Here is a 10,211-nt window from a genome sequence, read left to right on the forward strand (position 1 = left end):
TTGGGGAGGTACTCCTTTTTCTATGCTCAAAAAACCTTGAGCCCGTAGGGCTCAGATTTATGAAATTGATTCATGTAATAGAAGATAGGCAAACATATGTGATCCGAGGAAATGAATGGCAAGAGGTTGCAAACCATGATCTTCCGATAGAAGGCTACGTCATCACTTCTTGTGCAAAAGGGGAAGCGGATGCAATGTCGTCTGGCTGTGAAAATCTCGTAGAGTATTTATTTGATGCACGGAAAAATTGACGGGTGGGTATGAGAGACAATAGAGACTTTTATAGAAGAGAGGGGGGTTTTTCATGGACTTTTTATTTGTATTTATCTGTCTTGTATTTATCCTGATAGGAATTTTTAAGAGTCATAACAAAACGCGATCAGCAGCATTTGTAATCATGATGCTGTCTTTGTTTAATGCAATAGCTTTAAGCTACGCCAAGAGGGGGGAAGGTGCGAGTAGTTTTGGTTATTTGGGGATTATGGTAATAAAAATGTCAGATGTTGGCCAAATGGTTAGGATTTCTTTGGGGATAAAATCGAGATTAATGGCAATCATTCACAAAGTGATACTGAGGAGAATGGAATATGCGCATCATCACATTATGCGGTTCTACAAAGTTCAAGAAACAATTTGAACAGACGAACGCCTATCTGACCCTTCAAGGGAATATTGTCATTAGCGTTGCTTTTTTTGAGCATAGCGAGGGGATCCAGATCACGAAGGAACAAGCCGAATTATTGGGCAACCTTCATTTCAGAAAGATTGATCTTTCCGATGAGATTTTTGTCATTGATGTTGATGGCTACATAGGCGAGAGTACGCGAAAAGAGATTGAGTATGCTGAGAAAACGGGGAAGCCAATTCGCTATTACTCAGGCGGTGAGGTACCTTCCAATGTTTTCAATGGATGAAAAACGCGAACCACCCATGTGCAGAAGGACAAGATTCAAAAAATATCGGAGTACAAAAACTTTGAGGATGCAAGGAATTGCTCTTGAAGTATTTATCCGAACCTAGATGTGATTAAAACTAGCATCGAGATTCCATACAAAGCACTTCCCCTCAGCTTTTACTTGAATCCCGACCAGCATTTGCTATGATTAGAACAAGTACTTGTCAGACAAAAAGTGAATAAGATAGACAAACAGGTCCTTGTTCATTCGTGTCCATGCGAATGAGCAGGGTTAAAAGGGAAGTTTGGTGAAAAGCCAACGCGGTCCCGCCACTGTATGAGAGGAGCTTTTCTTCGCGGCACATGCCATCCACTGCCTATCCAGGTGGGAAGGAGAAGAAAGGTGATGATTCTTGAGCCAGGAGACCTGCCTGTTTTCGTGTTGCACTGATTTCCTTCGGGTCAAAGGAAAAGGTGAGGATTGTGGCTTTCAGCTATCCGCGCTTTGTTTTCCTTTTGGTATCTAGGGAGAACGAAGCGTTTTTTAATTCAGGAGGGATTCATGTGAACCAGCAGCCTAACAAACGGGGATTGCTTTTGGTCTATACAGGAGATGGAAAAGGGAAAACGACGGCAGCACTTGGCCTTGCTGTACGTGCTACAGGCAGGGGCAAAAAGGTGCTGATGATTCAGTTCATCAAGTCTCCAGATAGAACCTACGGGGAAAAGATCATGTTTGACCGTATGGGAATCGAGATTTTGCAAAAGGGGATCGGATTTACGTGGACCAAGACGCCTGAGGAGCATCGCGCAGCATTGGCTGAAACGTGGCGCTTCGCCAAGGAAAAACTGCTCGACGATACCTACGATTTGATCATTCTCGACGAAATCAACAACGCGCTTGCCATCGACAAGTTTCCGATCGATGACGTGCTGCCTTTAGCAGATGTTTTGGAGACGTTAAAAAATCGTCCGGCAAAAATGCATGTAGCCATTACTGGAAGAAGCGCAAAGCAGGAGATCATCGAACTGGCCGATCTGGTGACGGAGATGAAGCCGATCAAGCACTACTATGACGAGGGCATCCCTGCCGTTCTGGGGGTAGAGTTCTGATGGAGGTTCTGGAAAAATACGGCCACGGCGGTGACTGGGTGTCGGCTGCCAAGCGATACGGACTTCCGGCAAACGGCTTTCTCGATTACAGCGCCAACATCAATCCGTTAGGGCTGCCGCAGTCTGTCATTTCAGCGCTGCAAACCCAGCTGCAGGAAGTGACGCGGTACCCTGATCCAGCTCACCGTTCCTTCCGGCATGCTTTGGGCAAACGATTGAATTTGCATGAAGACTGGCTGTTGCCTGCAAACGGAGCTGCCGAAGCGATGGCCTTGGCGCTCTTGGCTTTGCGCCCGCAGAAAGTGGGTGTTGTCTACCCATGCTTTTCCGAATACGCGCAACTTTCGGAGCAGTTCGGCGCTCGGGTGATCAGCTGCTACGGCCGGGAGGAGCATGGCTACAAAGCAGAAGAGACACAGCTGTACAGGCTTTTCCAGCAAGCAGATCTCGTGTTTATCGGCTCGCCCAACAATCCTACTGGCATCTTGTACACAGCCGAAGAGCTGCAGCGAATGGCGGAATGGACCGCAAAGACGGATACCTGGCTGATCGTAGACGAAGCGTTTCTCGATTTTGTAGAGGAAGAAAAGCCATTTACACTGGTCGACCAGCTGAAGAAATATCCACGCGTGATCGTGATGCGCTCGATGACCAAAATGTATGCGATTCCGGGATTGAGGCTGGGCTACGCCATCGCTCACCCCGAGGTAATCGCTCGGATGAAAGGAAAGCAGGTCAGCTGGAGTGTCAATGCTTTGGCGCTCGTGGCAGGAGAGCTTTGCCTGGAGGAATGGGAATACGAGCGACAGACGCGAGAGCTGATTGCTCAGGAACGCGCTTACCTCAGCACGGCTCTTCAGCAGGAATGGGACTGGAAGGTTTGGCCGGGCAAAGCGAATTTTCTGCTAGTCCGCACCTCTGAGGAGTGGACGGCGCAAGAGCTGCAGGAAGTACTCGGCAAAAAAGGCGTCCTGATTCGAAGCTGTGCCATGTACCCAGGGTTGACTGCGCGAGATTTCCGCATTGCCGTGCGCAAACGGGAAGAAAACGAACGCTTGCTGGGTGCGCTACGCGAAGCTTGTCTGGAAAGGGGAACGTACCGATGAGCCTGATCCTGGTCACTGGAGGAGTACGTTCTGGCAAAAGCGGCTTTGCCGAAGAACTGGCGTCTGAGACGGGCAAGAGGGTCCTGTATGTCGCGACAGGCGAAGCGAAGGACGAGGAAATGCGAAACCGAATTGAGCTGCATCAAGCTCGCCGTCCGGCAGAGTGGGGCTGTGTGGAAATCCCGCAGTACCTGTCTCACTCGATCCAGGCAGCGAAGGAATATGAGGTCGTGCTCCTCGACTGCCTGTCAACCTGGGTCAGCAATTGGCTAATGGCTGTTCCCGAAGAGAAATGGCGAAATGACGCCATTACGCAAGAGATCTACCAGGAGGCAAAAGCATGGCTGGACGGGCTTGCTGCGGCACCGCAGACCGTGATCGCCGTGACGAGCGAGGTAGGCTTGGGCGGGGTGGCGATGAATAAGCTGGGTCGCTGGTTTGCAGACGTGCTCGGGGATGTTAATCAGATGACGGCACGCCGCGCGGATACCGTGTATGCAGTCTTTTCGGGAATTCCCTGGAGGATCAAAGGATGAATCTACATGCATTTTGGCATGCCATCGCCTTTTTCACCCGGATTCCTGTTCCCTGGCTGCGGCCTTCTGAGGAAGCGTGGAAAAAAAGTGTTGCGTGGTATCCAGCTGTGGGTCTGGTGATTGGTCTGATCCTGTGGGGTGTGCATCAAGCAGGGCTTTGGCTGTTTAGCCCGTTGCTTGCAGCTGTATGGACCCTGATCGTCTGGGTGTACATCACAGGGGGACTTCATCTCGACGGCTGGATGGACTTGGCGGATGGTCTTGGAAGCAGTCGCACAAAAGAAAAAATGCTGGAGATTATGAAAGACAGTCGCGTCGGAGCGATGGGGGTTTTGGCGGCACTGTTGCTGCTGTTGTTGAAAACCGCCGCACTGTCCGAATGGACCGAGCCAGCATGGGGCATGATGCTTGTCTTCGTCCCGGCGATCGCCCGTACGCACGTCCTGCTGGCGATTCGCTACTGGCCGTATCTCTCGGCAGATCAGGGGATTGGAAAAGGGATCAGCGAGGGGCTTTCGGGCGTTCACATCGTGATTGCGTACGCCGTTTTGGCTGGTGCCTGCTGGTGGCTTGGCGGTTTGCAGGCAGCGGGAGCGGTTTTATTGTCCCTGTTGTTTGCAATCGGGTTTGCCCGAAGTGTGGCACGAAAGCTGGGGGGATTGAACGGCGATTGCTACGGAGCCGTCATCGAGAGTAGCGAGGCTGCGATGCTGATTGCCTTGCTGATAAGTATCGGATAAAGCGTCAGGAGTGGGCAAGGATGAGATGGCTATGGGTACGTCATGGGGAGACGTCTATGAATAGACAGGGCAGATATCTGGGCCATACCGATGTCTCGCTGCATGAGCATGGAATCAGACAGGTAAAAGGATTGGCAGAGCAGCTCAAGTCCGTGATCCGGCAACCCGTGAACCTCTATACCAGTGATTTGCAGCGTTGTCTGCAAACGGCGGAGCTGCTGGCAGAGCAGATGCCCTGTACGGTGCAGGCTGTTCCAGCACTGCGAGAGCTTTCATTTGGCGAATGGGAGCTGTGTACATACGAAGAGTTGATGGCAAATGACAAGGAACGTGCGACTCGATGGTACGACGATCCTCTCCAATACAGTCCTCCTCAGGGGGAAAGCTTGCGACAGCTCGGAGAACGCGTCGACGCATGGCTTATGAGTCGGGAGCAGGCGTACAGAGATGAGCCGCGAGCGCATACACAGATCATTGTCACACACGGCGGGGTGATCCGCTGGTTTCAAGCGGCATGGCTGGAGCAGGACCCAAGCCGATTTTGGCAGGTAGAAGGACTCAGGCACGCAGAGGCCATGTTGACGGTTTGGGACGGAAACCGCTGGACTGTGCAACCTCATTTTCTGAGCAGGAGAGAAGCAAATGAATGAACTGGCGTGGGTGATCATCACGGCCTATTTGATTGATCGTATTGTAGGTGATCCGCGCAAACTGCCGCACCCTGTGGTTATCATCGGATGGTGGATTTCGCGTCTGGAGTGGTTGATTCGCAGGTGCGTCAAGCAGGAGAAATATGTAAAGGCGGCAGGAGTGCTGCTCCCGCTGTTGATCGTGACGGGTAGCTACGCTGTGGTCTGGCTGATCATTTGGGCAGCCGCGCACGTATCACCTTGGCTGGCTTTTGCACTATCGGCCTGGATGATCTCCACGACCATCGCCACCAAGGGATTGGCAGACGCCGGAATGGAGATCATGCGCCATCTGCTGTCAGGAAATATGGTTGAAGCAAGGCGTTCCTTGTCCAAGGTAGTGGGGCGAGATACCGAGCATCTGGACGAGCCGGAGATCTGCCGCGGTGCGGTGGAAACAGTGGCGGAAAATATCGTCGATGCCATCGTCTCTCCGCTCATCTACGCAGCGATCGGGGGAGCCCCGCTAGCGATGGCGTACCGCGCGACGAATACGCTGGATTCGATGGTGGGCTACAAAAACGAAAAGTATCGGAATCTGGGCTGGGCATCTGCCCGATTCGACGACGTGGCGAACTATATCCCGGCTCGCTTGACCGCATTGCTGCTAGTAGCGGCAAGCTGGCTGCTCCGACTGGATTATCGGCAAAGCTGGCGAATCATCAAGCGGGACGCGCACCTGCATCCGAGTCCGAACAGCGGGCTGCCGGAAGCAGCAGTGGCAGGAGCCTTGGGTGTGCAGCTGGGAGGTCTCAACACGTATCAAGGCGTTGCTTCCCACCGGGCGAAGATGGGCGATGCGCATCGCCCGCTGCGTGCAGAGGACGTGCAGACGACAGTGCGCCTGATGTATCTCGCATCGCTTTTGAGTGTGCTTGTCTGTGTGGGTATGGTGGAATTGCTGCGGGGTTAGTTGCAGGGAAAGCATGTGGGGAAAAGAGGAGGTTCATCGGTATGAAAGGCAAGTTGTTTGTGATCGGATTTGGTCCGGGCAGTTTTGAACATATCACCAAACGGGCGCGGGAAGCCATCGAAGAAAGTGATGTCATTATCGGCTACTCCACCTATGTGGATCTGATTCGTGAATTGCTTACCCATCAGGAGATCGTCAGCACCGGAATGACGGAGGAAGTGACCCGAGCGCGGGAAGCGGTTCGTCAGGCAGAAGAGGAAGGCAAAAAAGTCGCGGTCATTTCCAGTGGAGATGCTGGCGTATACGGCATGGCGGGTCTGGTCTACGAGGTGTTGGTGGAAAAAGGCTGGACACAGGCAACAGGTGTCGAGCTGGAAATTGTCCCGGGCATTTCGGCGATCAATTCCTGTGGCGCTATTCTCGGCGCTCCGATTATGCATGATGCCTGCACGATCAGTCTGAGTGACCATTTGACCCCCTGGGAGCTGATTGCGAGGAGAATCGATGCAGCAGGGATGGCGGATTTCGTCATCGCGCTTTACAACCCGCGCAGCGGAAGGCGCACACGACAGATTGTCGAGGCACAGCGCATTCTCCTTCAATACCGTTCACCTAATACCCCTGTAGGTATTGTGAAAAGTGCGTTCCGCGAACGAGAGCATGTCGTTGTCACTACCCTCTCACAGATGCTGGAGCATGATATCGGCATGCTGACGACAGTGATCATCGGGAATTCCTCTACGTTTGTCTACGATGGCAAGATGATTACGCCGCGCGGCTACCAGCGCAAGTACACCTTGTCTGCCGACGAACAGCCGTTGAAGCCACACCAGCGACTTCGCGTGGAGAACGAGCCGTGGTCACTGGAGGCGACTGATGCGGAGGGCAAGGATGCCGACATTCCACAGGCAGCACAAGCACAGGAGCAGCCATTCATTCGTTCGGCACCCCCTGCTACCGTGACAGAGCAGCAAGCTGCGGTTTCAGTTGCAGAACGGGAGTCCGTGGTTTCAGCAGAGGAGCCGACACCGCTCGATTGGGCGACGCAGGCCTTACAGCTGGTGAATGAAGCGAATGGTGTGGTTACTGAAGCTGCGGCAGTCACTCATACAGTTGCACGTCCTGTAGACAGCTTTACACCGGAAATGATCTTCGAGTGTGCAGTCAGTCCGGGTGTTGCGAACAAAAAGATCTCGACGCAGCAGATGATGCTCCTGGCAGAGGTGGCGGGCGAGCGGGGCGAAATCGAGTATACGCCTCACCACCAAATGATCCTGCGCGTTCCGACGGCGGACCCGGAGAGCGTGACCAGCCGTTTGCGCGAGGCGGGCTTGATGCTAAGTCCTACAGGGGACGTCCTGCAGGTAAAGGCATGCGATTTTTGCGACGGAGAGAAAAAGGACGGGATTCCGTACGCAGAGGAGCTGCAACGGCTTCTGGGAGGCAAGCCCATGCCCAAAGAGACGCGCATCGGCTTCAACGGGTGTGGAATGGCTTGTTATCAAGCAGTGACAGATGACATCGGGATCGTGTTCCGCAAAGGTAAATTTGACCTTTTCCTGGGAGCCAAAACAGTCGGCAGAAACGCTCACTCGGGTATTCCAGTCGCAGAAGGCATTCCAAAAGAAGAGATCGTGCCATTGGTGGAACGCATCGTGACGCGGTTTGTAAGAGACGCCTTCCCGAATGAGCGCTTCCACAAGTTCTTTCAGAGGGTAGGAGAATTGGAAGGCTACGTCTGGCGCGAACCAGCCAAGTTTGAGATCGAGAACGCCGCTTGTGGCGATTAAAAGGAAAGCAAGGTGAATGAAAATGGATGCAGTCCTATTCGTCGGTCACGGAAGTAAGGACCCAGAGGGAAATGAAGAGATTCGTCAGTTTGTGAATGGATTGGCACCGGAAATGGATGTGCCGATCATCGAGACGTGCTTTTTGGAGTTCGAGCGCCCGGATATGCTGATGGGTCTCAGTGCTTGTGTAAAAAGAGGCGCCACCCGCGTAGCCGTTATTCCGATCATTCTGTTTTCAGCCGGACATGCCAAAATCCACATCCCGGCAGCGATCGATGAAGCCAAAGAGCTGTATCCGCATGTGCAATTCATCTACGGACGTCCGATCGGCATCCACGAGGAGGTGCTGAACATTCTGGCGACGCGCATGGAGGAAGCGGGCTTCGCATCGGCGCAAGAGCATGAAGATTTGGCCGTGCTGGTGATTGGACGCGGCAGCAGCGATGCCGATGCCAACAGCGATATTTACAAAATGTCTCGACTCTTCTGGGAGCGCTGGAAGGCCAAATGGGTGGAAACGGCTTTTATGGGCGTCACATTCCCGCTGTATCAGGAAGGCATCGAACGCTGCCTCAAGCTCGGAGCCAAGCATGTGGTGGTCCTGCCCTATTTCCTGTTTACAGGGGTATTGATCAAGCGCATGGCAGATCAGCTGGAGCAGTTCCGTGCGCAATATCCGGATGCGCAATTTACACTGGCGGAGTACCTCGGTTTTCATCCGCTCCTAAAGGAAGTATTGAAGGATCGCGTAGAGGAAGCCCTGGATGGTGAAGTCAAGCTGAACTGCGACACCTGTCAGTACAGACTGGCAGCGATGGAGCATATCGACCACCACCATCACCACGATGACGAGCACGGGCATGGACATCACCACCATCACCACCACCAACATGATCACCACCACCAACATGATCATGACCACGACCATGAGCACCATGACCACGAACACGACCATAAACATCACGACCACAAGCATGTGACCAAGTAGGAGGGACGCAAGATGATTCTCGTAATGGCCGGGACGAGCGATGCCCGGGAGCTGGCGGTTCGCATCAAGGACGAGGGTTATGAGCTGTTGAGTACTGTCGTGACGGATAGCGCAGCGAAAAGCATGGAGGACGTGAATCTCCCCGTACAGGTAGGGAGACTGACGGCAGCTGATCTCATCAGACTGATTGTGGAAAAAGGCGTGAAAGCCGTCGTGGACGCGACCCATCCCTTCGCCGAGGAAGCGTCGAAAAATGCAATGGCAGCGGCAAAGGATGCCGGTGTTCCCTACATTCGCTACGAGCGGGAAAGTGTGTCAGCTCCAGGCTCCGATAAGCTGATTGTCGTGGAGGATTACGTGCAGGCAGCCGAGCTGGCAGCGGATAAAAAAGGCGTAATCATGCTGACGACCGGAAGCAAGACGCTGAAGATCTTTACCGACCGCCTATTGGGTCTGCCGGATACGACACTGGTAGCCCGTATGCTGCCGCGGCTGGACAACATGCAAAAGTGCGAAGAGCTGGGGCTTGAGCAGAAGAACATCGTTGCGATGCAGGGCCCTTTTTCCAAGGATCTGAACAAAGCGCTCTACGACCACTACGGCGTGACCCTGATGATTACCAAAGAGAGCGGCAAGGTGGGAGCCTTTGACGAAAAGGTGGAGGCAGCGTTGGAAATGGGCATCGAGACGATTGTCATCGGCCGTCCGCAGATTGATTACGGCACGAAGTTTTCCGATTTTGATCCGATCATGACTCAATTGAAGCAGGTGACGGGAGGAGAAGCATAATGGATTTTCGCACGGAATTTAAACCCATGACGGTACAACCGCAGGAAATTGAGGAACTGAGCTTTCAAATCATCACGGACGAGCTGGGGGAGCATCCTTTTTCCGAGGAGCAGTTCAAGGTCGTACAGCGCGTCATTCACGCCTCGGCTGACTTTGATCTGGGCCGGAGTCTCGTCTTCCACCCGGATGCCGTAAAAGCAGGAATCGAAGCGATTCGCAGCGGTAAAAAGGTCGTGGCAGACGTGCAGATGGTGCAGGTCGGCATCAGCAAGAACCGGATCGAGAAATACGGTGGTGAAGTAAAGGTATACATCTCGGACCGTGACGTCATGGAAGAGGCGAAGCGCCTCAACACCACCCGTGCGATCATTTCCATGCGCAAGGCGATCAAGGAAGCGGAGGGCGGCATCTTCTGCATCGGCAATGCACCTACTGCTTTACTGGAGCTGATTCGTCTGGTCAAGGAAGGTGAAGCCAAGCCGGGCCTGATCATCGGTATGCCAGTTGGCTTCGTGTCGGCTGCAGAATCCAAGGAAGAGCTGGCCAAGCTGGATGTTCCGTTCATCACCAATATCGGGCGTAAAGGCGGAAGCCCAGTGACCGTGGCTTCCCTCAACGCGATCTCGCTGATGGCGGAACGGTTGGGATAAGC

General features: G+C 53.3%; 11 protein-coding genes, 1 pseudogene and 1 riboswitch. All 12 genes and pseudogenes read left to right on the forward strand.

Annotated elements, in window-relative coordinates:
* Positions 1-251 (forward strand): annotated as a pseudogene (locus JZI27_RS18310) (hypothetical protein); the annotation flags it as partial.
* A gap of 336 nt (positions 252-587) precedes the next feature.
* Complete coding sequence (locus JZI27_RS18315) at positions 588-914, forward strand: DUF4406 domain-containing protein (protein ID WP_251244966.1); 327 nt, start codon at positions 588-590, stop codon at positions 912-914.
* A gap of 218 nt (positions 915-1,132) precedes the next feature.
* Positions 1,133-1,344: riboswitch (cobalamin riboswitch) on the forward strand.
* A 115-nt stretch (positions 1,345-1,459) separates the two neighbouring features.
* Positions 1,460-2,008 (forward strand): cob(I)yrinic acid a,c-diamide adenosyltransferase, encoded by a 549-nt coding sequence (cobO, locus tag JZI27_RS18320; RefSeq protein WP_280208583.1) that lies wholly within the window; start codon positions 1,460-1,462, stop codon positions 2,006-2,008.
* A complete protein-coding gene (gene cobD / locus JZI27_RS18325; RefSeq protein WP_280208584.1) occupies positions 2,008-3,114 on the forward strand; it encodes a threonine-phosphate decarboxylase CobD in 1,107 nt (368 codons plus the stop codon). The genes cobO and cobD overlap by 1 nt, the downstream gene beginning before the upstream one ends.
* Positions 3,111-3,650 (forward strand): bifunctional adenosylcobinamide kinase/adenosylcobinamide-phosphate guanylyltransferase, encoded by a 540-nt coding sequence (cobU, locus tag JZI27_RS18330; protein WP_280208585.1) that lies wholly within the window; start codon positions 3,111-3,113, stop codon positions 3,648-3,650. The genes cobD and cobU overlap by 4 nt, the downstream gene beginning before the upstream one ends.
* A complete protein-coding gene (gene cobS, locus JZI27_RS18335) occupies positions 3,647-4,390 on the forward strand; it encodes an adenosylcobinamide-GDP ribazoletransferase (RefSeq protein WP_280208586.1) in 744 nt (247 codons plus the stop codon). Before cobU ends, cobS begins: the two co-directional genes overlap by 4 nt.
* 20 nt (positions 4,391-4,410) lie before the next feature.
* On the forward strand, positions 4,411-5,040 hold the full coding sequence (locus JZI27_RS18340; RefSeq protein WP_280208587.1) for a histidine phosphatase family protein: 630 nt from the start codon (positions 4,411-4,413) through the stop codon (positions 5,038-5,040).
* Positions 5,033-5,992, forward strand: a complete 960-nt coding sequence (gene cbiB, locus JZI27_RS18345; RefSeq protein WP_251244960.1) for an adenosylcobinamide-phosphate synthase CbiB — start codon at positions 5,033-5,035, stop codon at positions 5,990-5,992. The genes JZI27_RS18340 and cbiB overlap by 8 nt, the downstream gene beginning before the upstream one ends.
* A 41-nt stretch (positions 5,993-6,033) precedes the next feature.
* The gene (gene cobJ / locus JZI27_RS18350; RefSeq protein ID WP_280208588.1) at positions 6,034-7,782 is read left to right on the forward strand and encodes a precorrin-3B C(17)-methyltransferase; all 1,749 of its coding nucleotides are present in this window, start codon (positions 6,034-6,036) and stop codon (positions 7,780-7,782) included.
* A 22-nt stretch (positions 7,783-7,804) separates the two neighbouring features.
* A complete protein-coding gene (locus tag JZI27_RS18355) occupies positions 7,805-8,770 on the forward strand; it encodes a sirohydrochlorin chelatase (RefSeq protein WP_280208590.1) in 966 nt (321 codons plus the stop codon).
* A gap of 12 nt (positions 8,771-8,782) precedes the next feature.
* Entirely contained in the window at positions 8,783-9,559 is a 777-nt protein-coding gene (gene cobK / locus JZI27_RS18360) for a precorrin-6A reductase (protein WP_251244957.1), read from the forward strand.
* Positions 9,559-10,209, forward strand: coding sequence for a precorrin-8X methylmutase (locus JZI27_RS18365; protein WP_122910789.1), 651 nt, complete (start codon positions 9,559-9,561; stop codon positions 10,207-10,209). Before cobK ends, JZI27_RS18365 begins: the two co-directional genes overlap by 1 nt.
* The last annotated feature ends 2 nt before the right edge of the window (positions 10,210-10,211 follow it).

The sequence above is a fragment of the Brevibacillus sp. AY1 genome (assembly GCF_029870785.1).
Lineage (GTDB): Bacteria > Bacillota > Bacilli > Brevibacillales > Brevibacillaceae > Brevibacillus > Brevibacillus invocatus.

Bases quoted from the DNA above. Each gene is read 5' to 3' on its own strand.
- JZI27_RS18315 (WP_251244966.1), top strand. From the start codon at position 588: ATGCGCATCATCACATTATGCGGTTCTACAAAGTTCAAGAAACAATTT.
- cobD (WP_280208584.1), top strand. From the start codon at position 2,008: ATGGAGGTTCTGGAAAAATACGGCCACGGCGGTGACTGGGTGTCGGCT.
- cobU (WP_280208585.1), top strand. From the start codon at position 3,111: ATGAGCCTGATCCTGGTCACTGGAGGAGTACGTTCTGGCAAAAGCGGC.
- cobS (WP_280208586.1), top strand. From the start codon at position 3,647: ATGAATCTACATGCATTTTGGCATGCCATCGCCTTTTTCACCCGGATT.
- JZI27_RS18340 (WP_280208587.1), top strand. From the start codon at position 4,411: ATGAGATGGCTATGGGTACGTCATGGGGAGACGTCTATGAATAGACAG.
- cbiB (WP_251244960.1), top strand. From the start codon at position 5,033: ATGAATGAACTGGCGTGGGTGATCATCACGGCCTATTTGATTGATCGT.
- cobJ (WP_280208588.1), top strand. From the start codon at position 6,034: ATGAAAGGCAAGTTGTTTGTGATCGGATTTGGTCCGGGCAGTTTTGAA.
- JZI27_RS18355 (WP_280208590.1), top strand. From the start codon at position 7,805: ATGGATGCAGTCCTATTCGTCGGTCACGGAAGTAAGGACCCAGAGGGA.
- cobK (WP_251244957.1), top strand. From the start codon at position 8,783: ATGATTCTCGTAATGGCCGGGACGAGCGATGCCCGGGAGCTGGCGGTT.
- JZI27_RS18365 (WP_122910789.1), top strand. From the start codon at position 9,559: ATGGATTTTCGCACGGAATTTAAACCCATGACGGTACAACCGCAGGAA.